At 70.0% G+C, this 24,962-nt stretch carries 27 protein-coding genes and 1 tRNA gene; 12 read left to right on the top strand and 16 right to left on the bottom strand.

Going from position 1 to position 24,962, the window contains the following annotated elements; all coding sequences use genetic code 11:
• Positions 1 to 17: 17 nt before the first annotated feature.
• The gene (locus ACFC1K_RS12770) at positions 18 to 1,217 is read right to left on the bottom strand and encodes a substrate-binding domain-containing protein (protein ID WP_310291430.1); all 1,200 of its coding nucleotides are present in this window, start codon (positions 1,215 to 1,217) and stop codon (positions 18 to 20) included.
• Between the two features lie 216 nt (positions 1,218 to 1,433).
• Here ACFC1K_RS12770 and ACFC1K_RS12765 point away from each other — a divergent pair, with 216 nt between their 5' ends.
• Genes ACFC1K_RS12765 through ACFC1K_RS12755 form a run of 3 tightly spaced genes read left to right on the top strand, consistent with a single transcriptional unit; the run spans position 1,434 to position 4,311 of the window.
• On the top strand, positions 1,434 to 1,892 hold the full coding sequence (locus ACFC1K_RS12765; protein WP_375871927.1) for a MarR family winged helix-turn-helix transcriptional regulator: 459 nt from the start codon (positions 1,434 to 1,436) through the stop codon (positions 1,890 to 1,892).
• The gene (locus tag ACFC1K_RS12760) at positions 1,889 to 3,121 is read left to right on the top strand and encodes an MFS transporter (protein WP_375871926.1); all 1,233 of its coding nucleotides are present in this window, start codon (positions 1,889 to 1,891) and stop codon (positions 3,119 to 3,121) included. The genes ACFC1K_RS12765 and ACFC1K_RS12760 overlap by 4 nt, the downstream gene beginning before the upstream one ends.
• 50 nt (positions 3,122 to 3,171) lie before the next feature.
• On the top strand, positions 3,172 to 4,311 hold the full coding sequence (locus ACFC1K_RS12755) for a flavin-containing monooxygenase (protein WP_375871925.1): 1,140 nt from the start codon (positions 3,172 to 3,174) through the stop codon (positions 4,309 to 4,311).
• A 48-nt stretch (positions 4,312 to 4,359) separates the two neighbouring features.
• Here the strand turns inward: ACFC1K_RS12755 and ACFC1K_RS12750 are convergent.
• Positions 4,360 to 4,432 (bottom strand) — tRNA-Lys (locus tag ACFC1K_RS12750).
• Between the two features lie 94 nt (positions 4,433 to 4,526).
• Between ACFC1K_RS12750 and ACFC1K_RS12745 the strand changes: the two genes are divergently transcribed.
• Positions 4,527 to 5,354, top strand: coding sequence for an inositol monophosphatase family protein (locus tag ACFC1K_RS12745; protein ID WP_375871924.1), 828 nt, complete (start codon positions 4,527 to 4,529; stop codon positions 5,352 to 5,354).
• A gap of 52 nt (positions 5,355 to 5,406) precedes the next feature.
• On the top strand, positions 5,407 to 5,985 hold the full coding sequence (locus ACFC1K_RS12740) for a hypothetical protein (protein ID WP_375871923.1): 579 nt from the start codon (positions 5,407 to 5,409) through the stop codon (positions 5,983 to 5,985).
• A 19-nt stretch (positions 5,986 to 6,004) separates the two neighbouring features.
• On the opposite strand, the gene ACFC1K_RS12735 is transcribed toward ACFC1K_RS12740, so the two are convergent.
• The 5 genes from ACFC1K_RS12735 to ACFC1K_RS12715 all read right to left on the bottom strand — a co-directional run bounded on the left by ACFC1K_RS12735 (position 6,005) and on the right by ACFC1K_RS12715 (position 11,985).
• Entirely contained in the window at positions 6,005 to 7,576 is a 1,572-nt protein-coding gene (locus ACFC1K_RS12735) for a peptide ligase PGM1-related protein (protein WP_375871922.1), read from the bottom strand.
• Positions 7,573 to 8,709, bottom strand: a complete 1,137-nt coding sequence (locus tag ACFC1K_RS12730; protein ID WP_375871921.1) for a response regulator — start codon at positions 8,707 to 8,709, stop codon at positions 7,573 to 7,575. Before ACFC1K_RS12730 ends, ACFC1K_RS12735 begins: the two co-directional genes overlap by 4 nt.
• A complete protein-coding gene (locus ACFC1K_RS12725; RefSeq protein ID WP_375871920.1) occupies positions 8,699 to 9,091 on the bottom strand; it encodes a response regulator in 393 nt (130 codons plus the stop codon). The genes ACFC1K_RS12730 and ACFC1K_RS12725 overlap by 11 nt, the downstream gene beginning before the upstream one ends.
• Complete coding sequence (locus ACFC1K_RS12720) at positions 9,088 to 11,334, bottom strand: GAF domain-containing protein (RefSeq protein WP_375871919.1); 2,247 nt, start codon at positions 11,332 to 11,334, stop codon at positions 9,088 to 9,090. The genes ACFC1K_RS12725 and ACFC1K_RS12720 overlap by 4 nt, the downstream gene beginning before the upstream one ends.
• A 90-nt stretch (positions 11,335 to 11,424) precedes the next feature.
• Positions 11,425 to 11,985 carry a Chromate resistance protein ChrB gene (locus ACFC1K_RS12715; RefSeq protein WP_310291459.1) on the bottom strand — a complete coding sequence of 187 codons (561 nt, stop codon included), beginning with the start codon at positions 11,983 to 11,985 and terminating at the stop codon, positions 11,425 to 11,427.
• A gap of 53 nt (positions 11,986 to 12,038) precedes the next feature.
• Between ACFC1K_RS12715 and ACFC1K_RS12710 the strand changes: the two genes are divergently transcribed.
• Positions 12,039 to 12,578: a YaeQ family protein gene (locus ACFC1K_RS12710; RefSeq protein WP_375871918.1), complete on the top strand. Its 540-nt coding sequence runs from the start codon at positions 12,039 to 12,041 to the stop codon at positions 12,576 to 12,578.
• Between the two features lie 9 nt (positions 12,579 to 12,587).
• On the opposite strand, the gene ACFC1K_RS12705 is transcribed toward ACFC1K_RS12710, so the two are convergent.
• On the bottom strand, positions 12,588 to 13,001 hold the full coding sequence (locus ACFC1K_RS12705) for an NUDIX domain-containing protein (RefSeq protein WP_375871917.1): 414 nt from the start codon (positions 12,999 to 13,001) through the stop codon (positions 12,588 to 12,590).
• Positions 13,002 to 13,050: 49 nt separating this feature from the next.
• On the opposite strand from ACFC1K_RS12705, the gene ACFC1K_RS12700 reads away from it, so the two are divergent.
• The 3 genes from ACFC1K_RS12700 to ACFC1K_RS12690 are packed head-to-tail and all read left to right on the top strand — an operon-like array spanning position 13,051 to position 15,156.
• Positions 13,051 to 14,532, top strand: coding sequence for an SDR family NAD(P)-dependent oxidoreductase (locus ACFC1K_RS12700; RefSeq protein WP_375871916.1), 1,482 nt, complete (start codon positions 13,051 to 13,053; stop codon positions 14,530 to 14,532).
• Positions 14,526 to 14,756 carry a hypothetical protein gene (locus tag ACFC1K_RS12695; RefSeq protein WP_375871915.1) on the top strand — a complete coding sequence of 77 codons (231 nt, stop codon included), beginning with the start codon at positions 14,526 to 14,528 and terminating at the stop codon, positions 14,754 to 14,756. The genes ACFC1K_RS12700 and ACFC1K_RS12695 overlap by 7 nt, the downstream gene beginning before the upstream one ends.
• Positions 14,757 to 14,799: 43 nt before the next feature.
• Positions 14,800 to 15,156, top strand: coding sequence for a nuclear transport factor 2 family protein (locus ACFC1K_RS12690; RefSeq protein WP_310291475.1), 357 nt, complete (start codon positions 14,800 to 14,802; stop codon positions 15,154 to 15,156).
• A 41-nt stretch (positions 15,157 to 15,197) separates the two neighbouring features.
• On the opposite strand, the gene ACFC1K_RS12685 is transcribed toward ACFC1K_RS12690, so the two are convergent.
• Positions 15,198 to 16,175, bottom strand: coding sequence for a zinc-binding dehydrogenase (locus ACFC1K_RS12685; RefSeq protein ID WP_375871914.1), 978 nt, complete (start codon positions 16,173 to 16,175; stop codon positions 15,198 to 15,200).
• Positions 16,176 to 16,345: 170 nt separating this feature from the next.
• On the opposite strand from ACFC1K_RS12685, the gene ACFC1K_RS12680 reads away from it, so the two are divergent.
• On the top strand, positions 16,346 to 17,566 hold the full coding sequence (locus ACFC1K_RS12680; RefSeq protein ID WP_375871913.1) for a Fic family protein: 1,221 nt from the start codon (positions 16,346 to 16,348) through the stop codon (positions 17,564 to 17,566).
• 65 nt (positions 17,567 to 17,631) lie between these two features.
• On the opposite strand, the gene ACFC1K_RS12675 is transcribed toward ACFC1K_RS12680, so the two are convergent.
• From ACFC1K_RS12675 to ACFC1K_RS12655, 5 genes are all read right to left on the bottom strand, one after another.
• A complete protein-coding gene (locus ACFC1K_RS12675) occupies positions 17,632 to 18,390 on the bottom strand; it encodes an SDR family oxidoreductase (RefSeq protein WP_375871912.1) in 759 nt (252 codons plus the stop codon).
• 83 nt (positions 18,391 to 18,473) lie between these two features.
• The gene (locus tag ACFC1K_RS12670; RefSeq protein WP_375871911.1) at positions 18,474 to 18,809 is read right to left on the bottom strand and encodes a hypothetical protein; all 336 of its coding nucleotides are present in this window, start codon (positions 18,807 to 18,809) and stop codon (positions 18,474 to 18,476) included.
• Between the two features lie 74 nt (positions 18,810 to 18,883).
• Entirely contained in the window at positions 18,884 to 19,789 is a 906-nt protein-coding gene (locus tag ACFC1K_RS12665; RefSeq protein ID WP_375871910.1) for an RNA polymerase sigma-70 factor, read from the bottom strand.
• 26 nt (positions 19,790 to 19,815) lie between these two features.
• Positions 19,816 to 20,610: an SDR family oxidoreductase gene (locus tag ACFC1K_RS12660; RefSeq protein WP_375871909.1), complete on the bottom strand. Its 795-nt coding sequence runs from the start codon at positions 20,608 to 20,610 to the stop codon at positions 19,816 to 19,818.
• A gap of 97 nt (positions 20,611 to 20,707) precedes the next feature.
• The gene (locus tag ACFC1K_RS12655; RefSeq protein WP_375871908.1) at positions 20,708 to 21,115 is read right to left on the bottom strand and encodes a VOC family protein; all 408 of its coding nucleotides are present in this window, start codon (positions 21,113 to 21,115) and stop codon (positions 20,708 to 20,710) included.
• Positions 21,116 to 21,238: 123 nt separating this feature from the next.
• On the opposite strand from ACFC1K_RS12655, the gene ACFC1K_RS12650 reads away from it, so the two are divergent.
• Together ACFC1K_RS12650 and ACFC1K_RS12645 are read left to right on the top strand one after the other, a co-directional pair.
• Positions 21,239 to 21,979: an alpha/beta hydrolase gene (locus ACFC1K_RS12650; RefSeq protein ID WP_310291499.1), complete on the top strand. Its 741-nt coding sequence runs from the start codon at positions 21,239 to 21,241 to the stop codon at positions 21,977 to 21,979.
• A gap of 140 nt (positions 21,980 to 22,119) precedes the next feature.
• Entirely contained in the window at positions 22,120 to 22,470 is a 351-nt protein-coding gene (locus ACFC1K_RS12645; protein WP_375871907.1) for a LysR family transcriptional regulator, read from the top strand.
• 10 nt (positions 22,471 to 22,480) lie between these two features.
• On the opposite strand, the gene ACFC1K_RS12640 is transcribed toward ACFC1K_RS12645, so the two are convergent.
• A complete protein-coding gene (locus ACFC1K_RS12640; protein ID WP_375871906.1) occupies positions 22,481 to 24,145 on the bottom strand; it encodes an ABC-F family ATP-binding cassette domain-containing protein in 1,665 nt (554 codons plus the stop codon).
• Between the two features lie 65 nt (positions 24,146 to 24,210).
• Positions 24,211 to 24,579 carry a VOC family protein gene (locus ACFC1K_RS12635; RefSeq protein WP_375871905.1) on the bottom strand — a complete coding sequence of 123 codons (369 nt, stop codon included), beginning with the start codon at positions 24,577 to 24,579 and terminating at the stop codon, positions 24,211 to 24,213.
• Between the last annotated feature and the right edge of the window lie 383 nt (positions 24,580 to 24,962).

Below are 24,962 nucleotides of genomic sequence, written 5' to 3'. Positions count from 1 at the left end.
TTTCGCGAAGCCCCGGATCACTCGGCTTCAGCGGGGGCGACGTCGTCGGCCGAGACCGTGTCGACGAGCTCGGGCACGAATGTGCCGTCCTTCGCGACGAGCTTGACCTGGTACATCTCCTGGATGAGGGCATGGTCGCTCGCGCGCACCGTCATGCTGCCCTTCGGCCCCTCGAACTCGAAGCCTTCGAGCGCCGCGACCATCGCGTCGACGTCGCCCTGGCCAGACTCGATGGCGTGGACGATCATGATCGCCGCGTTGAAGCCGTCGGGGCTGAACAGGTCGGGCGTGCCGCCGGCCTCCTCGATCGCCTCGACCATCGCGGTGTTGACGTCGTTGTCGGGGGCCTCGGCGAAGTAGTGGTTCAGGAAGCTGATCTTCTCGGATGCCTCGCCGTACGCGCCGAACGTCGCCGAGTCGCCGAGGCCGGTCACGACGGGAATCTCGTCCATGACCCCCTGCTGGCTCATGGCCTGCCACATCGCGCCCGAGGTCGCGCCGGCCCAGGCCACGAACACGAGGTCGGGAGCGCCCGCGAGCACCTGCTGCGCGAACGGCGTGAACTCGGTCGCGTCCTCGGCCACGAGCACGGAGTTCACCGTGGCGCCCTGGCCGCCGAGGATCGCCTGCACCGCCGCGACATTGCCCTGGCCGAACGCGTTGTCCTGCGCGAACACCGTCACGGTCTTGCCCTCGATGTCGTCGAGGAACGTGCCCGCGGTCGCGACGTCCTGCGCGCTCTGCCGGCCCGAGCGGAACGTGTAGTCGTTGATGCCCGTGATCGCGTCCGCGGCCGCCGGGCCCGAGATGTAGAGCACCTTGTTCTGCTCCGCCTGCTCGGCGACGGCCAGCGCGACGCCCGACGATGCGGTCCCCGCGATGATGTTGACGCCCGAGCCGATGAGCTCCTTGACGGCGGTGACGGCCTTGTCGGGGTCGCCGGCATCGTCGCGGTACTCGACGTTGATCGTCGTCCCGTCGATCTCGCCGGTGCCGTCGGTGGCGTAGTCGAGCCCCGCCTTGAAGGCGTCGAGGTACTGCTTGCCGTAGCCGGCGAGCGGCCCCGACTCGCTCGTGACGATGCCGACGGTGACCTCGGACAGCCCGCCCGGCTCGGTGGACCCGTTGTCGGGATCGCCGGACGGCGCGCAGGCCGCCAGGGCGAGCGCTGCCGTGACGACCACGGAGCCCAGGAGCAACTTCTTCGTAACCCGCATGTGCGTGCCTTTCCCCATTGGAAGGATCTGGTGCGTGAATCGGCGCTTCGTTTTCAAACATGAGATCCGATTCAGGTTCTTGCAATCTAGGAAACGGAAGCCGCACAGGTCAAGTCGGCGAGCCCGCTCCTCCCCCGTCGTTACCGAATCGGGACGAACTCTCGCATCTTTCCCAAGAAGCATACCGCCGGTATATATCAGCGGTATGCTTCTTGGGTGACCCACGATCAGGACATCGAGACCCTCATCGTCGCCGCCCACGCGCTGACCCGCGTCGCGGCGCTCGAGACCGCCAACGAGACACCCGCCGCCCAGTGGCGCACCCTCACGATCCTCCGCGACAACGGAGCGCTCCGGATCGGCGAGCTCGCCCGCCTCAGCCGCGTGACCCAGCCCGGCATGACGCGTCTGGTCGGCCAGATGGCCGACCACGGACTCGTGGCGAGGACGACGGATGCCGCGGACTCGCGCGCGACGGTCGTAGAGGTCACCCCGCTCGGCCTCGAAGCACTGCAGACCTGGCTGCTGCAGCTCACCGCCGCCCTCGCCCCCCACTTCGAGGATCTCCAGCCTGAGGAGTGGGACGCACTGCGGACCACGGCATCCGTCCTCATGCGCAAGCTCGACCGCACGCGCACCGCGTCCGCGGCCGACACGGCCGAGGCCACCCGATGAGCGCCCACGGCAGCGCCACGGGCTCGGTCTGGCGCCAGCCCGCGCAGGTGTGGGCGGTCGCCTTCGCCTGTGTCGTGGCATTCATGGGGATCGGCCTCGTGGACCCGATCCTCCCCGCCATCGCCGAATCGCTGCAGGCGAGCCCCGTCCAGACCGAGCTGCTGTTCACGAGCTACCTGCTGGTGACCGGGCTCGCGATGCTCGTCACGAGCTGGATCTCCAGCCGCATCGGCGCGAAGGCGACTCTGCTCATCGGCCTCGCGCTGATCGTGGTGTTCGCACTGCTGTGCTCGCTGAGCGGCAGCGTCGATGCGATCATCGGCTTCCGCGCCGGCTGGGGCCTGGGCAACGCCCTCTTCATCTCGACCGCCCTCGCCACCATCGTGGGCGCGGCGTCCGGCGGGAGCGGCGCGGCGATCGTGCTCTACGAGGCCGCGCTGGGCCTCGGCATCGCGATCGGTCCGCTCCTCGGCGGCCTGCTCGGCGAGATCAGCTGGCGCGGACCGTTCTTCGGGGTCGTGGTGCTCATGGCCATCGCGTTCGTCGCCGTCCTCGTACTGCTGCGCGGGCCGAGCGAGAAGCCGGTGCCGGTGCCGCTGTCGGCGCCCTTCCGGGCACTGCGCATCCCGTCGCTGGCCGTGCTCGCCGTCGCCGCCCTGTTCTACAACATCGGCTTCTTCGTGTTGCTCGCCTTCTCGCCGTTCCCGCTCGGGTTCGGCGCCATGGGGATCGGCTTCACCTTCTTCGGCTGGGGTGTCGCCCTCGCGATCACGAGCGTGTGGGTCGCGCCGCTGCTGCTGCGCTTCATGGCCCGCACCACCGTCATGCTCCTGACGCTGCCCCTGCTAGCGATCGACCTGGTCATCGCCGGAATCCTCGTCGCAGACGCCGCGGCCCTGGTGGTCTGCATCATCGTCGGCGGCCTGCTCCTGGGCGTCATGAACACGGTGCTCACGGAGTCCGTGATGGAAGCCACGGATCTCCCCCGTTCCGTCGCGTCCTCGTCGTATTCGGCGGTCCGCTTCCTCGGCGGCGCCGCCGCTCCCCCGCTCGCCGCGCTCCTGTGGCACCTGTACGGCCCGACCGTGCCGTACCTCTTCGCCGCAGCATCCGTCCTCATCGCCACCGGCACGATCCTCTTCGGCCGGCGCGCTCTCGCCCGCATCGACGAGCGCGAAGCGGATGCTGCGGATGAGGCCGCGGCCGTACTGGTGGGCGACGCGGCCTGAATCGGCCGCCGAGGCTCGCGGCGCCGGTCGCCGATCACTAGCGTCTGGGTGTGGACCATTCGCACACCGATGTGCTCGTGATCGGCGCCGGCCCCGCGGGGCTGGCAGTCGCCGCGTGCCTCCGCCGCCGCGGAATCACCGCGACCATCGTCGACTCGGGCGAGGCTGTCGGCGAGACCTGGCTTCGCCGCTACGAGCACCTTCATCTCCACACGCCCCGCATCCAGTCGGCGCTCCCCGGCCTGCGCATGCCGCGCCGTTTCGGTCGCTGGGTCGCGAAGGACGACGTCGCGCACTATCTGCGTGTCTACGCGCGCCTCCACGATCTCCGTCCGCAGTTCGGGATCGAGGTGCAGCGGATCGAGCGCGAAGACGGCATCTGGCGTGCGACCACTTCCGACGGCGACGTCACGGCACGCGAGGTGGTCCTCGCGACCGGCTACAGCAACCGCGCGATCGAGCCGCAGTGGCCAGGACAGGAGACGTTCACCGGGGAGATCCTGCACGCCTCCCGATACCGTGATGCCGCGCCCTTCGCCGGAAGAAGCGTTCTCGTCGTCGGGGCGGGCAACTCGGGCGCCGAGATCGCCGCCGACCTCGCCGAGCACGGCGTCGCCGAGGTGCGACTGGCGGTCCGGACTCCGCCGAACATCGTCCCGCGTCAGCTCGGCCCCATCCCGACGACCCTCATCGCCATTCCGATGGACTTCCTTCCCGCGTGGTGCACGGACCCCGTGAACCGGCTCCTGCAGCGCCTGGTCGTAGGAGATCTCACCCCCTACGGCATGCCGCCCGCACGCTCCGGGCTCGTCGCGCAGCAGCGCGCGACAGCGGTCACCCCGACGATCGACGTCGGCCTCGTGGCCGCGCTGCGCGCCGGCACGGTGACCGCCGTCCCGGCGCTCGAACGCTTCGAAGGGAACGAGGCGGTCCTCGCGGACGGGTCGCGACTCACTCCTGACGCGGTGATCGCGGCCACCGGCTACTCGACGGGCCTTCAGTCCGTCGTCGGCCACCTCGGGATCCTCGACGTCCACGGAGGCCCGGCGTCGACCGGTGGCGGAACGCATCCTCACGCGCCGGGAATGCGGTTCGTCGGCATCCGGAGCCCGCTGAAGGGTCTCCTCCTGCAGATCAACCTCGATGCGCGTGCCGCCGCTCGAGCGATCTCGCGTGAACGAGGGACCTGATCGAAGACAGCAGAAAGGCCCCGGAGATTCCGGGGCCTTTCTGGTCGGTGCACCCCCTGGGACTCGAACCCAGAACCCACTGATTAAGAGTCAGTTGCTCTGCCGATTGAGCTAGAGGTGCGTTGTTCACTTACGAGGCGAACGAGGATCAACATTAGCATCACGATCGCGTCTCGTGAAATCGAGGTGGGAACGCCCCGGCTATCCTTGATTCCGTGACCTCCCCCTCCCCCGTTTCGACGTTCGACACGCCGTTCGAGGGGGACCTCCGGGCCGATCTCGATCTCGCTCTGCGACTGGCCGATGCGGCGGACGCGGCATCCATGTCCCGCTTCGACGCGGCCGATCTCGACGTCCGCCTGAAAGCCGACGCGAGCCACGTCACCGAGGCGGATCTCGCCACCGAGCGCGCGCTGCGCGACCTGCTCGAGACCGAGCGTCCGGGCGACGGGGTGTTCGGCGAGGAGTACGGCGTCACGGGCGATTCGGCGCGGCAGTGGATCATCGACCCGATCGACGGAACCGCGAACTACCTCAAGGGCATCCCGATGTGGACGACCCTCATCGCCCTCGCCATCGACGGCGTGCCGCGCGTGGGGGTGGCGAGCCAGCCGGCGATCGGACGCCGCTGGTGGGCCGCGAGCGGCCTCGGCGCGTGGACGAACACGCCGACGGGCGAGACGAAGCGTCTCGCCGTGTCGACGGTCGACACGATCGCGGACTCGAGTGTGAGTTTCCAGAGCATCGGGCAGTGGCGCGACGCCGGCAAGCTCGACGCCCTCGAGCGCCTGACCTCGTCGGTGTGGCGCGATCGCGGCTACGGCGACGCGTGGCCGTACATGCTGCTGGCCGAAGGTCGTCTCGAATTCGTCGCCGAGTTCGGCGTCAAGGAGTACGACATCGCCGCGCTGGTGCCGATCGTCACCGAGGCCGGCGGCAAGTTCACGTCGTTCGAGGGCAACGACTCGCTCTCGGATCTCTCCTCGCTCGCGACCAACCGCGTGCTCCACTCGGCCTATCTCGACCTGCTCCACACCGCCTGACCCCGCACTGCCTGACACCCGACCGCCTCCCATCCCCCACGGAGACTCTCTGATGCCTGCCACCCGCATCCTCGGCACCGCCGCCGCCCTCGTCCTCTCCGCCTTGCTCCTCTCGGCCTGCGCCGGAACGCCCGAGGCCGCGCCCGAGGAGACCGGCAACGCGACGACGCCGACCGCCGCCGCACCCGAGCCTTCGGCGACGCCCGAGCCCGCGCCCGCCTCGACCGAGGACCCGACCTGCACCACGATCATCGGCGAGTCGGTCGTGGCGAGCTTCGAAGACCTCGGCTGGAGCTCGCAGGCGTCGCCGCTGTACATCGGCAGCACCGAGATCGAGGACGGCCTGCAGTGCATGTGGGCGGACTTCGAGGGTCCCGCCGGCGACCACGGGCAGATGTTCGGCTGGGCGCCCGTCTCCGACGCCGACGCCGTCGACCTGCAGGAGGAGCTCGAGTCCCAGGGCTGGGTGCGCGAAGAGGATCCCGCGGGCGTCTACATCACCGAGAGCGCCGACACCGCGATCGCGACGGATGCCGAGGGCTACGGCATGACGTACCTCTTCACGTCCGGCCAGGTCAAGGTCGCCGACACGAAGCAGGGCCTCCTGCTGATCGACTGGCCCCAGAGCTGACGCCCCGGATCCGCGCGGGTCACTCGGGCAGCAGGTGCTCGGCCCGCGCCCGCGCGGCCTCCTCGAGCACGATCCGGCCGCCGCGCTCGTAGAGCTCCATCGCCCGCTCGGGAGTGTCCCCGACCGCCGTCATGCCGATGCGGCCCTGTTCGGTGATCGAACTGATCATGTGGAACACGATCCCCTCCTGCCGCGACCGGTCGAAGTGCAGGTCGTGGCGCGCCACGGCGTCGAAGAGGTCTCCCACCGAGAGCGCGCGGAGGTCGTCGCCCTCGAGGTGGTCCGTCGCGACCAGATGCTTCGGCACGCCCTCCGGGGTGAGGAACGCGCCTTCCTCGCCGTCGTAGCGGCCGTCGGTGAGGAACTGCAGGGTGAGGAACGGATGCGTCGTGCCGCCCTTGCGGAGATTCAGCTCGATCGCCCACGAAGACCATTCGCCCGCGGCATCCCGCACGACCACGAAGTCCAGCGCGAAGCGCCCCCGCACCCCCATGTCCGCCAGGCGCCGGGCGACCGCGAGCGCCGGCTCGCTGATGAGCCGCGAGTACGCCGGATCGGCGGGGAACACGCATCCGAGGTAGCTCTGTCCGCTCGGACCGCCCAGCAGCTGGTCGTGCGTCGAGAGCAGCTCGATCGTGCGGTCGGGAAGCACCCGCAGCTGCACGCTCGGGCTCAGGATCTCCTCGCCCACGATGCGCTCCTCGACGATTCCGTGCCGGGTCGCGAGGGCGTCGAGCATGTCGGCCGGGCTCAGGGTCTCGACCTCCGGCTGCATCGCCTGGAGGGCCTGGACGATCGCGTCACGGCGGGCGTCGCCGCCGAGCTCGCCCACGCCGGCGAGATCCACGAGCGCGTTGCCCGACCCCGATACGCCCTCGTCGAGCTTGAAGATCATCTGCCTCACCGTCGGCTTCTCGTTCAGCACCGTCTCGATCGCCCGCACCGCGTCGTCGCGGCTGCGCAGATCCTCGACACCGAGAGGATGCGGCACGCCGACGTCGCGGAACAGCCGCCGGCATCCGGTCTTCGTGCCGAGCGGGGCCAGACGGTGGTCTGCGCCGTACATCGGGATGCCCAGCACCAGCGCGAGATCGCGCTCGCGCTCGGTCGTGTTGTACGGGATCAGGTGGGACCGCGCGCGATCGGGGATGCTGCGGGCGATGCGTGCCAGGACCCGCGGACGCTCGAGCACCTTCTCGCTCATGGTGCGGTGCGTGCCGTCGCCCACGGAGATGAGCGTGAGCCGTGCGAGCGCATGGCTCGGGATGACTCCCGGGAGGAGTGCGAGGTAGTACTCGATGATGCGAGGGTCGATGGGCTGCGAGGTGACGTAGGTCATGCGCAGCATGGGCTGGCGCAGCAGCAGGAGCAGGAACAGGAACCGTTCCTCGTACGCCTGCACCATCGCGGCCGAGGTCGCGCGGCTGCCGACCGTCAGAGAGGGCACGACGACGACCGATTCGTCCTCGAGGTTGTGCTGCATCGATGCCCAGACCCCCGGCATCCGTTCCTGCAGGCGGTCGAAGCGGTCATCGCGTTCGGCGTCGGAGAGCGACGAGAGCGTCGCCGACGCCGTGTCTGTGAGGGTCATGGTGCGACTCGATTCTCGGGATGACGGATGCCGTCCACCGCGTACGCGCGGACGGCCCGGCTGAAACCGCGAACCTCGAGCTCCCCCACCGGGTTCGCGGCGATGTGCTCCTCGACGGCAGTGAACGCGCGCTGCGCGACGAGGATCTGCCCGGCGGCGGCGGCCGCGCAGAGGCGGGCGGCGAGGTTGGTGACGCTGCCGATCGCGGCGTAGTCGAACCGGCCCTCGAAGCCGATCCGGCCGAGCGTCGCATATCCCTGCGCCACACCGATGCCGATGCCGAGGTCGATCGCGCGGCGGTGCCAGGCGGCGGTGAGGTCGCCCACCCTGTCGCGGATCTCGATCGCCATCTCGATCGCACGGCGCGCCGGGTCGTCGAGCGGCAGCGGGTCGTTGAAGAACACCATGACGCCGTCGCCGGTGAAGCGCTCGAGCGTTCCCTCGTAGCGGTCGATCAGCTCGCCGAGCACCGCGTGGTACTCGGACAGCACGCCCATGACCTCTTCGGGCTCACTGGCTTCGGCGAACGGGGTGAAGCCCCGCAGATCGCAGAAGACGACCACGATGTCCCGCCGGTGGCTCGCCAGCACGGCCTCGTCGCCGTTGTCGAGCACGACGTCGACGACCTGCCGCGACAGGAAGCGCCGCAGTCGGTTCACCCGCTCGAGCTCCTCGACCTGGCTCGACACCCGGGCCTCCAGTTCGACGTTCCAGGCGGCGAGCTCGGCGGCCTGCCGCTCGATCGTGTCGTGGTAGCGCTTCAGGCGCGCGAGCGACGCGACGCGCGCGACGAGCTCCGCCTGATCGAACGGCTTGCTCACGAAGTCGTCGGCGCCGGCTTCGAGCGCGTGACGCTTCTCCTGATCTCCGCTCGCGGTGATCATCACGACGGGCAGGAACCGCCAGCGCGGCACCGCGCGGATGCGACGGCACACCTCGTACCCGTCGATGCCCGGCATCATGATGTCGAGCAGCACGAGGTCGACGTCGTGCCGCTCGAGCTGCTCGAGGGCTTCTTCGCCCGAGGCTGCGGTGATGACGCCGTAGCCCCGCGGGCTCAGCACCGCGTCCAGCAGTCGCAGGTTCTGCTCGAGGTCGTCGACCGCGAGCACGAGGATCGGGTCATGAGGCATCGGCGCGGCCCCTGCCGATGAATGCGTCCACCTGCCCGGGCAGCTCGCGGATGCTGATCGGCTTCTCGAGGTACCCGTCGAAACCCGATTCCTTCGCCCGCTCCCGGTCCTCGCGCATCGCGAACGCGGTCACCGCGACGACGGGTACGGCCTGCAGGGCGGGATCCTCCCGCAGTCGCCGCAGCGCCTCATACCCGTCGAAGTCCGGCAGCTGCAGATCCATCAGCACGAGGTCGGGCTCGCAGGTCGCCGCGAGCGCGACCCCCTCCTCGCCGGTGACCGCGGGCAGCACCTCATAGCCCGACGCCGTGAGCACGTCGCGCACGAGCTTGAGGTTGAGGGGGTTGTCTTCGACGACGAGGACCCGGTGTCCGGTTGTCACGGCGCCTCCCCTCCCGGGCTCGCCGCGACCGCGCCGGCGAGCGCTCCGACGTCGCGCAGCGCCCCGACGAGCGCGTCACGACGGACGGGCTTGACGAGGTAGGCCGAGGCGCCCATCGCGAGCCCGCGTGCCCGCTCGTCCACGATCGACACCACGATGACCGGCACTGCGGCGGTGGCGTCATCCGCTCGCACGCGTCTCAGCACCTCCCAGCCGTCGGTCCGCGGCAGACGGATGTCGAGGAGCACCGCCGCGGGCACGTGCCGGCGGATCGCCGACAGGCCCTCGTCTCCGTCGCGCGCGATCACGACGTCCACCCCCAGTCCGTCGAGGTATGCCGAAGTGAGATCGAGCGACGCGCGGTCGTCCTCGACGACGACGATCATCGGCCGTCCCGCCTCGTCGTCCGCTGCGTGCACCGCGATCGGCACACGCCGCGGGATCGTGAACCCGAAGGTGCTGCCGACGCCGACCTCGCTCTCGAGCCACATCGTGCCGCCGAGGATGGCCACGATCCGCCGGCAGAGGGTGAGGCCGAGGCCCGTTCCCTCTTCGCTCTGCAGTCCCCGCCGGCCCTGCTGGAAGGATTCGAAGATCCGCTCGCGGTCGGCCGGCGCGATGCCGATGCCCGTGTCGGCGACGGCCACGGCGATCTCATGCTCGCTTCCCCGGGCGGTCACCGTGACGCTGCCGCCGTCCGGCGTGAACTTCACGGCGTTGCTCAGCAGGTTCACCAGCACCTGCTTCACGCGCAGCTCGTCGGATTCGACCGTGTCGAGCTCGGCGTCGACATCGATGGACAGACGGATGCCGTGCCTCGCAGCCCGCTCGCGCACCATCGACGCGCCGTACTCGAGTGCGGAGCGCAGCGAGAACGTGGACGGCTCGAGCTCCATGCGCCCGGCTTCCACCTTCGACAGGTCCAGGATGTCGTTGAGCAGCTGCAGCAGATGGCGGCCGGAGCCGAGGATGTCGCGCAGGTATTCGTCCTGCCGGTCGTTGAGCTCGCCGAACATGCGCTCGAGGAGGACCTCCGAGAACCCGATGACGGCGTTGAGGGGGGTGCGCAGCTCATGCGACATGCTCGCGAGGAACTCGGACTTGTGGCGGCTCGCGATCTCCAGCTCGGCGGACTTCGTCTCGAGCTCGCGGAACAGCTGCGCGTTCCAGACCGCGAGCGCCGACTGGCTCGCGAAGTTCTCGAGGAAGTCCATCGTGTCGGCTGAGAACTCGCCAGGCGTGCGTCGGCGCACCACGAGCGCGCCGACGATCCGATCGCCCCGGAGGACGGGCACGGCGACCATCGACCGCCAGCCGTCCTCGTGCAGCAGGCGCAGGTGGATGTCGAGTTCGACATCGTCGAGATCGGCGACGGCGATGGGATGCCGTTCCCTCGCGGCACGGCCGACGAGAGTGGTGTCGAGGTCGACCTTGATGCCGCGCAGCCGCTCCAAGAGTCGGTCGCTGGCGTAGGCGCTCCGCACCGTGAACGCGTGCTCGTGCTCGACGTACTCCATGATCGAACCGCCGTCGCAGCCGGCGAAGCGCACCGCGTTCATGATGATCGTCGTCAGCACCTCGTCCAGCACGAGGCTCGAGCTCACCGCCTCGCCGACTTCGCTGAGCGCTTCGAGCTGATTCACCTTTCGCGCGAGCTCGACACTGCGGTCCTCGAGCGCGCGCACAAGACCTATCTGCCGCACCACGACAGCCGCCTGCGCGGCGAACGCCTGCACGGCTGCCTGTGCGCTCGCATTGAACGGCGACACATGGGTGCGCCACAACGAGAGGACGCCCACGACCTCGTCGTCGAGAAGCAGCGGCGCAGACATCAGGGTGCGATAGTGACCGAGCTCCTGCGCGTCTTGCCGGCCATACTCGGCATCGCTGAGCACATCGGGAATCTGCTGAAGCTTCCGATCCCGCGCGACACGTCCGAGAAGGCTGGCCCGATCGATGCGAAAGGGGTGCGCTGTGATGTGCTCGACGAGCGCGGATGGCACACCCACCCAAGACGACAGCGCGAAGTAGTCGCCGTCGACCAGATAGACCTGAGCCGCGTCGCTCCGGCAGAGCCTTCGTGCGCTCTCCACGATGGTGTCCAGGGCCGCGTCGGGATCGGAAGCCGAGCGCCCGAGCGCCAGCAGCACTTCGTTCATCGCCGCGAACTGCTCGGTGGCGTCGGTGTAGCCACGCTGGAGGGTTTCGAGCTCCCCCTCGCCGGCTCCATCCGAACGCTCCACAGGTGGCCTCCTCCCAGTGAGACCTTGCGTTCGCCGCGATGACAGGCCACATTGTCCTCGCGCCCGGGAGCGCTTTCAAGACGAGGGGATTCAGCCGTGCGGAGCGCCCGGGAGGTTGGCGGCGAATACCTGCTCCGCGTAGCCGGCGAGCTTCTCGGTCACGTCTTCGAGTCGCCGCGTGGCGGTGGTGGCGATGTCGAGCTCGACGACGTTCCGGCGACGCAGGTCGCGGTGCCAGCGGCGCAGACGCTCGAGGCTCTGCTCCTCCTCCTCGAGCTCGCCGAACGTGAACTTCTCCTTGGCGATCTCGCGGTCGATCTCGTCGGAGAACTTGCCGCAGTCGGCGACGAACTCCTGCCACTCGTCGGTGCGCGCGGCGATGAACGCGTCGCGCAGCACCGCGATGTCGTCGTCCCCGTGCGATGAGGCGGTGAGCACCGCCAGCGTCCCCCCGCCGCGCTCGGCGAGCTCGCGCACGGTCGGGAGAGCATCGGTGAATGCCGGCAGGTCGGGGACGGTCCATGCGCCGGAGGCTGCGGGGACCGCTCCGACGCGGCGAAGCTCGCGCCACACGGCGACGCGGTGACGCGACGGCTCCGCCGGAACCTTCGGGATGACCAGCAGCCAGGACACGGTTGCATCAGTCGCCATCGGAACACGGTAACAGGCGTTACATCGGCCGGCACCACGTAGGCTCGATTCCCATGGCGATCGGCGTGACGATGTACACCTTCGATATCCAGCTGGCCGATGTCGATCGGGGCGTCTACGAGGATCTCTCGGTGCGCGTGGCGCGTCATCCGTCCGAGACGGACGCCTTCATGCTGACCCGGGTGCTCGCGTACGCACTCGAGTACGAAGAGGGCATCGCGTTCAGTGAGGGCATCTCGGCCACCGACGAGCCCGCTGTGCTCGTCCGCGATCTCACCGGAGCGCTGGTGGCGTGGATCGAAGTCGGAGCTCCCGACGCCGCACGCCTGCACACCGGCAGCCTGGCCGGCGCGCGCGTCGCGGTGTACACCCACCGCGACCCGGCGAAGGTCGCGGCGCCCTGGGCGGGGAAGAAGATCCACCGCGCCGAGGAGATCAGCCTCTACAGCTTCGACTCCGGCTTCTTCGACGCGGCGACGGCGGTGCTCGAACGCCGCAACACGATGACCGTGTCGATCACCGAACGCCGGCTCTACCTCGACCTCAACGGCTCATCGTTCGAGTCCGACGTCCACGACGTCGCCGCCGGCTGACACAGCGGGTCAGGGCAGGAAGTTCTCCCGCGCGAGCGGCGCGACCTCGAGCTCCCCGGCGGCTGCGCGGGAGACCCACCGCAGCTCCTCGATCTCGGCATCGGTCACGGGCACCTGGTCGCCGATGTCGGCGACGAACACGTCCGCCACGACCACGAAACCCGGCTCGTTGGCCGCCGCCGCCGTGTACAGGCCGAGCGACTGCAGCTCATCCGGATCCACCGAGAGCCCCAGTTCCTCGAACAGCTCGCGGCTCAGCGTCTCGGCCGGCGTCTCCCCCGCCTCAGGCTTGCCGCCCGGCTGCATGAACGCCGTCGTGCCGGCTTTGCGCACGAGCAGAAGCTCGTCGCGGTCATTGAGGATGACCGCGGCCGACACCTGGATGCTGCGGGTCGACGTCGATGCCGGGTTCGAGGTGCTCACGAAGGCACGCTAACAGGAACCGCCGAACCGGCCCGGCGTAGAATCACGTGTGCTTCCCGATTCCCCCGTGCCCTCCGACCTGCCGCCGAGCGGCATCGACCCGGAAGATCTGGCGACCACCCTGCGAGTGCTCGCCGACATGCCGGGCGTCGACGAGTCGCACCCCGACTACGTGGCCGTCCGCCGTGCCACCGCCGCCATGTTCAAGGCCGTCAAGAAGGTGCGGCGCCGGGAGATCCGCGACGCGATCGCCTCCGCCGACCGCGCAGTGGTCGCCGCCACGGCGACCGGAGCGCCCGACCGGATCGACGACGAGACCCGCGGCATCCCGATCAGCTCGTCCACCACGGCGGCCACCGCGGGCACCCTCCTCAAGCCGCGCGCCTGCTACATCTGCAAGCAGCCGTACACGGTGGTCGACGCGTTCTACCACCAGCTGTGCCCCACGTGCGCGGCCATGAGCCACGCGAAGCGGAACGCGCGCACCGACCTCACCGGCAAGCGCGCGCTGCTCACCGGCGGCCGCGCGAAGATCGGCATGTACATCGCATTGCGCCTCCTGCGCGACGGCGCACACACGACGATCACGACGCGCTTCCCGCGCGACGCCGTGCGCCGCTTCAGCAGCCTTCCCGACTCGCCCGAGTGGATCGACCGCTTGAAGGTGGTCGGCATCGACCTGCGCGATCCCGCCCAGGTGATCGGTCTGGCAGAGGATGTCGCCGCCGCCGGTCCCCTCGACATCCTCATCAACAATGCGACCCAGACCGTCCGCCGCTCGCCGGGCGCGTACCAGCCGCTGGTCGACGCCGAGCTGGCGCCGCTGCCCGATGGTCCGCTGCCGGAGCTCGTCACGTTCGGCCACACGAACGACCGGCACCCGCAGGCGCTCGAGCGCTCCGTAACCGCGCACCCGATTCTCGCCGCGGCCGCCGCGCGCGCCGACGAGCTGACCGAGCAGGCCATGGCCGCGGGCTCCAGTTCCCTCGAGCGTCTCGCCGCGGGCACCGCCATCGACGCCGGCGGGCTGATCCCCGACCTCGACCACACGAACTCGTGGGTGCAGAGCGTCGAGGAGGTCGACCCCCTCGAGATGCTCGAGGTGCAGCTCGCGAACACGACCGCGCCGTTCCTGCTCGTATCGAAGCTGCGCGCGTCGCTGGCCGCGAGTCCGGCACGCCGCACCTATGTGGTCAACGTCAGCGCGATGGAGGGCGTCTTCAATCGCGGGTACAAGGGACCGGGGCATCCGCACACCAACATGGCCAAGGCCGCGGTGAACATGCTGACGCGCACGAGCGCGCGAGAGCTGTTCGAGACCGACCGCATCCTCATGACCAGCGTGGACACGGGCTGGATCACCGACGAGCGCCCGCACCCGACGAAGGTCCGGCTCGCCGAGGAGGGCTTCCACGCCCCGCTCGATCTCGTCGACGGCGCCGCCCGCGTGTACGACCCGATCGTGCGCGGCGAGGCAGGCGAAGACCTGTTCGGCGTCTTCCTCAAGGACTACGCGCCCGGCCAATGGTGAATCTGCCCGAGCCGGGTCACCGGGTGGTCGTCCGCTACATCCTGCCCACCGGCCAGGCGACGGACGCCCTCGGCGAACTGCTGAGCACGGATGCCGATTCCGTCGTCGTCGACGGCAAGCGCGGCGTCGAACGCATCCCGCGCGGCGCGATCATCGCCGCGAAGGAAGTCCCGCCGCCGCCCGCGCCCCGCGCGCCGCGGCGCCCACCGATCGACGAGCACTGACCCGCGGGGAAGAACTTCGACCCGTCGGTGGTTCGACGATCCCATGAGCACAGTCGCAGAACTCCTCCGTCTGAACCTTCACGGCGTCTTCGGGAACCGGGATGCCGCCCAACGACGGGATGCGGCGGGTCGCGCCTACTCCCCTGGCGTGGTGCTGACCGACCCCGAGGGAACGGCCGTCGGCCCTGAGGCGCTCCTGTCCAGCGCGGAGGGGCTGCTCAAGGACGCGCCGGAGGAGTTCGTGCTCGTCGAGGACGGACCGGCCTACGTCTCGGAGACGACCGGGGTACTGCCATGGGCGTTCGGACCCGCCGGCGCCCCCGTCGTGCGCGGCCTCGATCTCATCACCGTCGAGAACGGCGTGATCACATCGCTGACCGTCCTCCTGGCCGAAGCCTGAAGCCGCGTGGGCCGCGCCGCCGCGGCCCACGCGCACCCACCTCAGAACCGCAGCAGCACCTTGCCCGCGCGGCCGGGAACGGCGCTCGCGGCCGCTGCCTCGCGCGCCCGGTCGAACGGGAACACCTCGTCGACCGGCAGCGACACCTCACCCGACCCGATGCGCTGCACCAGTTCGGCGAACAGCGCACCGCGGGTGGCGGCATCCATCGCCTGACTCACCTTGCTGCCCCAGAAGCCCTTGACCGTCGCCTGCTTGAAGATGAGGTCGCCCGCCGACAGCTGCAGCGTGCTCGAGCCCATCGATCCGAACGACACGAGGGTGCCGCCCTCGCCGAGCAGCGAGAGCAGGTCGCCGGCAGCCTCGCCGCCGACGGAGTCGACCGCCGCGCGCGGAGCGTTCTCGCCGAGGATCTCCGCTGCCCGTTCCCGCCAGTCATCCGACGCCGTCGATACGACGTCTCCGATGCCGAGCCCGGCCAGTTCGGCGACCCCGGCATCGCGGCGCACCAGACCGAGAACATGGACGCCGCGCGCCGCGGCGAACTGGGCGACGAGCTTGCCGACGGCCCCGTTGGCCGTGTTCTGCACGATCCAGTCGCCCGGCTGCACGTCCAGGAAGTCGAGCAGGCTCAGGGCGCTGAACGGCATCGAGATCAGCTGCGCAGCCGTCTCGTCGCTCACGGCATCAGGCACGGGGACGAGCCCGGCGGCCTTCGCGACGAAGTACTCGCTCCACACGCCGAATGTTCCGCCGGTGGCGACGCGCTGCCCGACCTTCAGCGCGTCGACGCCGTCGCCGAGCGCGTCGACGACCCCGACGGCCTCGGTCCCGGAAGCCGCAGGAAGCTCGGGCTTGTAGCCGTATGTGCCGCGGATCGTCCAGAGGTCGTGATTGTGGATCGGCGAGAGGACCGTCCGCACCCGCACCTGCCCAGGACCCGGCTCCGGCAGAGGTCGCTCCGCGACCTCCAGAACCTCGGTCGGATCGCCGAAAGCGGAGTGGATGAGTGCGCGCACGGTGGTGCTCCTTGGTAGATCTCGGGCCGCGGGTGCGCGGCCCCCGAAGGTACAGCGGTACGCCGGCCGCTCGCATTCCCCGACGCCGCGGCACCGTGGCGTGCGGACCTGGTCCGTCCCGGTCGGAACAGCGCTCCCTCAATTCCGTTTTAGGCGCATAAACTGGAATAGTGAGTACGGAGCCTCTCCTCCCATCGCCGAACGGCCCCTGGCCGGTGCACGGCATCGAGCGGCGCGAATGGCGCCAGTCGGTGCGCGGCGGCAGTCGAGAAGATCGGATGCTGCGCCACGTCGATGTATCCGTCCCACCGCTCATCGCGGATCTCGCGTTCGAGGCGCCGCCCGGACTCGTCGCCGAGACCGAGCGAGCCGTCATCGAGATCGCGACGACCGACGCGGAGGCTCGCGCTCAGTCGCACGCCCTGGGCCGGTTCCTGCTGCGGACCGAGTCCGCGGCGTCATCGAAGATCGAGCGGGTCTCGGCCAGTGTCGGCGACTACGCACGTGCGCTGGCCGGCAGCCGAGCCAATGCGAGCGCCGTGAGCATGGTGGCTGCGTCCGCTGCCCTTCATCGCATGGTGCAGCGGGCGGGCGACGGTGGCAGCATCCTGCTCGAAGATCTCCTCTCCGCCCATCGCGTGCTCATGAGCGATGATCCGGCCGAGTCGCCCTACGCCGGCCGTCTCCGGGACATGCAGAACTGGATCGGCGGGAGCAATCACAGTCCCCGAGGCGCACTGTTCGTCCCCCCGCCACCCGAACTCGTCCCGCGCCTGCTCGAAGACCTTCTCGCGTGGGCAGCCCGCGACGACGTGCCCGCCGTGATCCATGCCGCGATCGCACATGCGCAGTTCGAGTCGATCCACCCGTTCACCGACGGCAACGGCCGCATCGGGCGCGCGCTGATCAGTGCGATCCTCCGACGTCGCGGGGTCGCCCGCAACGTCGTGATCCCGCTGGCCAGCGGCATCCTCGCCGTGCGCGACGACTACTTCGCCGCGCTGACGTCGTACCGCGCCGGCGATCCCGTGCCGGTCGTCGAGATCGTCTGCCGGTCGGCGCTCGCTGCCGCGGTGGCGAGCCGAGCATCGATGGATGAGCTGCGCGCACTCCCGGACGAGTGGCGGCGCCAGCTGACGGGGCGCAGGAGCGCCGCGGCCGACCGGATCATCGACGCCCTGTTCGACAACCCCGTGATGGCGGCGGAGGAGATGGTCGCCGCATCCGGGTCGACGACGGCCGCCGCGTACGCCGCCATCGACCGGCTCGTGGACGCCGGCGTCCTGACCGAGATCACCGGACGCAAGCGTGATCGGGTGTGGGCCGCGACAGACGCTCTCGGCGAGCTGGAGGAGCTCGACCGGCGGATCCAGACCGCGATGACCGCCTGACCAGCCCGCGCAACGCCGGAGGGGTCCGCGTGCCCGTGGCACGCGGACCCTTCCGCATCCTGCGATCAGCTGCGGGGCGGGTTCGCTGGCAGCCACTCCTCGAGCGTCGTCTCGAACACCTGGACCCCGGCCACGGGCATGAGCGTGCGCTCCTGCATCCGCGCGCCGAAGTAGGGCGCCTCGGCGTCCGTCACGACCTCGCGCGGATCCCCGCGGAAGACGAGGCCGCGGCGCACCATCTCGTCGAGGCCCATCACCTCGGGTCCGGCGATCTCGGCGTCGGCGTTCAGCGGGGCGCCGGCGGCGGTGCGCGCGACGGCGGTCGCGACGTCCTCCGCGGCGATGGGCTGGACGAGGTTGCCCGGCAGGTGGATCGCGTCACCGTTGCCCGACACCCCCGCGATGCCGGTGATGAACTCGAAGAACTGCGTCGCGTGCAGGATCGAGTACGGGATGCCCGAGTCGCGGATCAGCTCCTCCTGCGCGGTCTTCGCCGCGAAGTACGAGATCGTGTTCGGACGGTTCGTGCCCACCACGGTGAGTGCGACGAAGTGCCCGACGCCCGCCTCGCGCGCTCCGGCGATGAGGTTCCGCGTCGACGTCGTGAAGAACTCCATCACGTCCGCCGGGGCGAACGACGGCGAGTTCGACACGTCGACCACGACATCCGCACCCTGCAGAACTTCGGCGAGGCCCTCGCCCGTGATGGTGTTGACACCGGAGTTCGGCGAGGCCGGAACGGCCTCGTGGCCGTGCTCGGTGAGCTTCGCGACGACCTTCGAGCCGATGAGACCGGATCCTCCGATGACGACGATCTTTGCCATGATGTGCCTTTCGTTCAGGGAGCGCGTGGGGCGGCGCTCACCAGCTAAGACCGTTCTCGCCGTCGATCTGTGACAGCCCGCAGTCAGCAACTCCAGTGCGTGAGCTTCTCGGGATTCAGAACGAGCCACGCCTCGAGGATCAAGCGGCCCCGGACGCAGATGCTGAGTACCCCGGCCACGCGCCCTTCCCTGCAGACGACGATCCCCGGCACGCCGTTGACCGACTCCACCCGCAGCCGCACCGCCCCGTCCAGCAGCGCGCCGCGGAGATAGCCGCCGACGTCCGATGCGCCCTCCAGCGCGGTGGCCGGCGCCTCCACGACGCCGCCGCCGTCGACCGTGAGAACCACGCCGGGGTGCAGCATCCGTGTCAGCCGGCGGGAATCACCCTGCTCGGCGACGGCGACCAGCGCCCTCACTGCACGCTCGTGCTGCGCGGCGCTCGAGCTCGAGTGTCGCGCAGAGCGGTGCAGCCACGAGCCAGGTCGCCTGGTCACGCTCCGACCTGGGCGACATGCCCGAGCTTGTCGGGGCTCATCACCCAGAGGAGGCGCCGGATGCCGTCTTCCGCCGCCGTGATCGTGACGAGGGTGGTGACCTCCCCATCTTCCGAGAGGGTGGCTGCGGGCCGTCCGTTGACCTCGACCCAGCCGATCTGCTTGCCCGTCCAGAAGTGGCTGGAGAACGCGGCGACGAACTTGGCTACGCGACTTCGCCCTGCCACCGGGATGCGGGCCGCGAGCTTGACGCCGTTGCCGTCGGTGTAGCTGACGACGTCCTCGGCGAACAGCCGCTCGAGATCGCTCACGTCGCCCTTCTGCGCGGCGACGAGGAACGCCTCGAGCAGGCGCCGCTGCTCCGCGGCGGCCACCTCCGCCTTGCGCGCCGACTCGAGGTGCTTGCGGGCACGGCTGACGAGCTGCCGGGCGCTCGCGACCGTGGCGCCGATGACGTCGGCGATCCGCTCGTACGGGTAGTCGAGCGCCTCGCGGAGGATATACGCGGCCCGCTCGGTGGGCGTCAGCTTCTCGAGCACGAGCAGGATCGCGTACTGCAGGGCCTCGCCGCGCTCCGCGCCGAGCGCGGGGTCGGCGTCGGTGTTGACCGGCTCGGGCAGCCACGGCCCGATGTACGTCTCGCGGCGTGCGTGTGCGGACTGCGTGGCGTTGATGGAGAGCCGCGTCGCGACCGTGGCGAGGAACGCGCCCGGCTCGCGGATGTCGGCGCGGTCGGCGTTCTGCCAGCGGATCCAGGTCTCCTGGACGATGTCTTCGGCGTCGGCCACCGTGCCGAGCATCCGATACGCGATGCCGAAGATGCGCCGGCGGTGCTCGTCGAAGACGGTGACCGCGAGCGCGATGTCGTCCTGGTGCAGGACCGGTTCCGTGTGTTCGCCCATTGCGTCTGCCACTCCCGTCGCCGCGCTCAGCGTACGCCCGCCACAGACGGCAGCAGCGCGTCGCCGGCGTCGCCAGGAGAGATCTGCCAGTCGTGGAAGCGCGTCGGCGCGAGGGTGGCGCCCGCGCCGGGCAGCAGCTCGAAGCGGTCGAGCTGCGCACCGAAGTAGGTCGCGAGGGGGTCGGCGACGACCTCGCGCTCGTCGCGACGGAACCGGAGCTCGCGCTGCGCGAGGTAGCCGAGCTCGAACACCTCCGGTCCCGCGTGCTCCGTGATCCCGCCGGTGGGTCGTGCGAGCGCGGCGCGGGCCACCGCCGCGGCCACGTCGTCGGCGGCCATGGGCTGGATGAGGGCATCGGCGACGTGTGCGATCCCACTGCGGGTCGCGGCATCCGTGATGCTGCGGATGAATTCGAAGAACTGCGTCGCGTGGACGATCGAGAAGGGGCGACCGGATGCCGTCAGCAGGCGCTCCTGCTCGGCTTTCGCCTGGAAGTAGCCGCCCTCGGAGCGTGCGAGCCGGTCGGTGCCGACGACCGACAGCACGACGTGATGCGCCACCCCCGCGGCGGCGCCGTAGGTGAGGAGATTCAGCGTCGACCCGGAGAAGAACTCGCGCGCACCGGCCTCGTCCGTGTACGACGAGTTCGACACGTCGACGAGGGTTTCGACTCCTTCGAGTGCCTGGTCCAGCCCTTCGCCGGTGAAGGAGTTCACGCCCACCGCTCGCGCCACGACGACGACCTCGTGCCCCGTGGCCTCGAGCGCCGTGACCACCCTCGAGCCGATCAGTCCGGTTCCCCCGATGACAGCGATCCTCATGTCGAACCCTCTCTGCTTCGTCGCGCGCGGAACGCGCGTCACAGCTGAGACCGGATGGCCCGGCGTTCTGTGACAGGTCCGCGAAGAATCTGCGGGATCAGCCGGACGGAGCCTTCGGAGGGTTGTGCATGAACTCGATGCGGATGCCGTTGTCGTCCTCGACGAAGGACGCGTAGTAGCGCTCGTTGAACCTCCGGTACGGCTGTGGATCGCGCACCGCGCTCCATCCCGCGCCCAGCGCGATGGCGTGAAGCCGATCGACGTCGTCGCGGGAGTCCACGGCGAACGCGAGATGCTGCCAGCCGACCGAGCCGTGGACATGGGGGCCGGTCCCCGGAACCCGCGCGGGGAAGAGGATCAGTTCCGTCTCGTCGTCCACGTACCAGGCGACCCCGTTGTCACCGTCGGTGCGTTCCATGCCGAGCGCCGTGAGCACGGGATCGAACTGGGCGACCGCGCGGGGCAGGTCTTCCACGGTGATGCCGAGGTGATCGAGGAGGGGCATCGGGCCAGTCTCCCCGATGCCCGTGGCGTGCGCCTCCATCGACGCGGCCCCTGTCACAAGTCCGGGCCCCACCCGGTCCTAGCTCACGAGAACGCAAGACCCCACCCTCGAAAGGATCTCGACATGACCGCTCAGAAGCCCACCATCGTCCTCGTCCACGGCGCCTTCGCCGAGTCGTCGTCGTGGAACGGTGTCATCGCCCAGCTGCAGCAGCACGACGTCCGTGCGGTCGCGGTCGCGAACCCGCTGCGGAGCCTCGCCGGCGACGCGGCGTACGTCCGTGACGTCCTCGCGTCGATCGAGGGCCCGATCGTCCTCGTCGGCCACTCGTACGGCGGGCTCGTCATCACCGAGGCGGCCGCGGGCAACGAGGCCGTCGTCGGGCTCGTCTACGTCGCGGCGTTCGTTCCCGAGACCGGGCAGAGTGCGTTCGAGCTGTCGAACAGCGCCCCCGGAGGCACGCTCGGCGACGCACTCACGGCGTACCCGGTGACGGGCGGCGGCGATGAGTTCGCCATCCGTCCCGAGTTGTTCCACCACCAGTTCGCCGCCGATGTCGCGCCCGAGGTGGCCGCGCTGATGGCCGCGACCCAGCGCCCGGTCACGCAGGCCGCGCTCTCGGAGGGCCTCCCGACGGATCGGCCGGCCTGGCGCGACATCCCGTCATGGCACGTCTTCGGCGATCAGGACCTCAACATCCCCGTCGCCGTGCACCGAGCCGGCGCGGAGCGTGCCGGCTCGCGCGGCACCCACGAGATCGCCGGCGCGTCGCACGCGATCTCGGTGTCGCAGCCGGCGGCCGTGGCCGCGACGATCGCAGAAGCGGGCAAGGCGTTCGTGGCTTCTCAGGAGATCGCCGCGTGACGGACCGGCGGCGCCCCGGACGATGGTCCGATCTCCGGGGCGCCGCCTCCACCGCGCGCGGCGGAACCGGCGCGCGCATCGCAGTGGCGGCGGTCGCTGCGGCAGACTTGACGTGTCCCTCGGTGCACGGAAGGTCGCCAGTGAAGATCAGTGAGCTGCAGCGGTTCGTCGCCATCGTCGACCAGGAACTGCATATTCCGCGTGCGGCCGATGCGCTCGGGGTCCCCTTGGCGTCGCTGTACTCGACGATCGACAAGCTCGAAGCGGAGGTCGGGCATCCGCTCTTCACTCGCAGCAAGCCGAGCTGGTCGCTGACCCCGGCGGGCGTGCTCCTGCTGGAAGAGGCCAGGAGTCGGATCGCGCAAGCCCCGGCTCCCGTCACCGCACCGAAGGCTCCCGGGGGCGGCAAGGCCAAGGCCTCCAAGGGCAAAGGCCGTGCGCCCATCGTGAAAGGCCAGCCGAAGCCGTACAAGAAGCGCCAGGGGCGCTAACGGGTCGCGACTACAGCTCGGTGACGCTCCCGGCTTCGACGCGCCAGTGGCGGTCGAGCTGCACGGCGTCGAGCATCCGCCGATCGTGGGTCACCAGCAGCAGCGTCCCCCGGTACGAGTCGAGCGCCTGCTCGAGCTGCTCGATCGCGGGCAGATCGAGGTGGTTGGTCGGCTCGTCGAGCACCAGCACGTTGATGCCGCGAGCCTGCAGAAGGGCCAGCGCAGCCCTCGTGCGCTCGCCCGGCGAGAGCTCGTCGACCGGTCGGCCTACGTGATCCGCTTTCAGACCGAACTTGGCGAGCAGGGTCCGCACCTCGCCGGACTCCATGTCCGGCACGAGCTCGCCGAATGCCGCCGCGAGCGGCTGCGACCCCACCAACAGCGACCGCGCCTGGTCGATCTCGCCGATCTCGACGTTCGCACCGATGCTCGCCGCGCCCGCGTTCGGCGCCTGCCGGCCGAGCAGAGCCCGCAGGAGCGTCGACTTGCCCGCGCCGTTGTGCCCCGTGATGCCGATCCGCTCCCCCGCATTCACCTGCAGTGACACCGGTCCGAGTGTGAACGAGCCCTGCTCGTAGACCGCCGAGCTCAACGTCGAGACGACGGTGCTCGACCGCGGCGCCGTGCCGATGGTGAATTCGAGCTGCCACTCCTTGCGCGGCTCCTCGACCTCCTCCAGGCGCGCGATGCGACTTTCCATCTGCCGCACCTTCTGTGCCTGCTTCTCGCTCGACTCGCTGTTGGCCTTGCGGCGGATCTTGTCGTTGTCGGGCGACTTCTTCATCGCGTTGCGCACGCCCTGGCTCGACCATTCCCGCTGCGTGCGCGCCCGGGCCACGAGATCGGCCTTCTTGTCGGCGAACTCGTCGTACTTCTCCCGCGCATGCCGACGAAGCGTCGCACGCTCCTCGAGGTATGCGTCGTAGCCCCCGCCGTAGACGCGGTTCGAATGCTGTGCGAGGTCGAGCTCGAGCACGCGCGTCACGCAGCGCGCGAGGAACTCGCGGTCGTGACTGACCAGCACGACACCGCCGCGGATGCCGCGCACGAACGCCTCGAGCCGCTCGAGCCCGTCGAGGTCGAGGTCGTTCGTGGGTTCGTCGAGCAGGACGATGTCGAACCGCGAGAGCAGCAGGGCGGCGAGTCCGACGCGAGCGGCCTGCCCACCGGACAGCCCGGTCATCGTCGCCTGATCCGCAGGGGTGCCACCGAGATCGAGTCCCAGATCCGCGAGAACGGCGGGCAGCCGCTCCTCGAGGTCGGCGGCACCGCTGGCCAGCCAGCGGTCGAGCGCGGTCGAGTACATGTCGGCGGGATCGACGCCGTGCGGAGCGAGCCCGGGGTCGCCGAGCGCGGCGGCCGCAGCATCCATGTCCCTCGTCGCCTGGGTGCACCCCGTTCGACGAGCGATGTACTCGGCGACGGTCTCGCCCTCGACGCGTTCGTGCTCCTGTGGAAGCCAGCCGACGAAGGCGTCGGCGGGCGCGAGCGAAATGGTGCCGGCCTGCGGCTCGGCGATGCCGGCGAGCAGGCGCAGCAGCGTCGACTTGCCGGCTCCGTTGGCGCCGACCACGCCGACGACGTCGCCGGGCGCGACGGTCAGGTCGAGCGAGTCGAACAGTGTGCGGTGGCCGTATCCGCCGGCCACGCCGCGCGCCACGAGTGTTGCGGTCATCAGCCAATCTTCTCAGCGCTCACAGACTGCGCCGACCGGCGGATGCGCGCGACATCGACTCCGGCTCACGCCGGCGCGTTGAGCCCGATCCTGTTGCCCTCGCTGTCCTCGATGTAGGCGTAGACGCCGCGACCGCCGGTGATCTCGGTCTTGGGTACGAGGATGCCTCCGCCCGCCGGCTCGACCCGCGCCAGCCACTCGTCGATCGAGGGACTCGCGTCGAAGTAGACGCGCGACCCGAAATGAGACGGCGTGTCTTCGGGGGCGGCGAACAGGCATCCCGCCGCTCCGCCGTCTGCCGCGGCGAAGATGGCGGTCTCCTTGTCGGGCCCGACCGGGAGCCGGATGAGCTTCTCCTCGGTGAGCGCCTCGTAGAACGCGATCGCTCGCGTCATGTCGGTGACGGGGATGTCGAACCACACGACTCTGGACATTTCGGTGCTCCTTCGGACGTCAGGCGGGCGTGCAGGATGATCATCCCGCGGGATCCGGACAGATGCTGTCCGCGATGCGGTGCCGGGGCAGCATCGATCATCTTGTGCGCATGGGACGGCGGGTCTACCGTCACGCCCAAGGGGAGATGCCCGTGCTCGCCTGGGGTCGATGGGTCGTGTTGCTGGGGGCGGTACTGCTTCTGGCGGGCTGCAGCGCGCCCTCTTCCGCGAGTCCATCCGTGCCGACTCCCCCACTCGAGGTCTCGGCACCTCCGACCGCCGAGGAGGCGACACCGCCTCGGTCGGATCCCGCCGGCTCTGCCCTCGTCACGATCGACCCGATCGGATTCGGCCTTCGGCCCGGCGCCGGGTCCCATCGCCTG

It is taken from the genome of Microbacterium sp. NPDC056057 (genome assembly GCF_042266945.1).
In the GTDB taxonomy this organism is placed as follows: domain Bacteria; phylum Actinomycetota; class Actinomycetes; order Actinomycetales; family Microbacteriaceae; genus Microbacterium; species Microbacterium trichothecenolyticum_C.
Note: the sequence above shows the minus strand (reverse complement) of the source record. Positions and strands in the feature narration are given on the sequence as shown.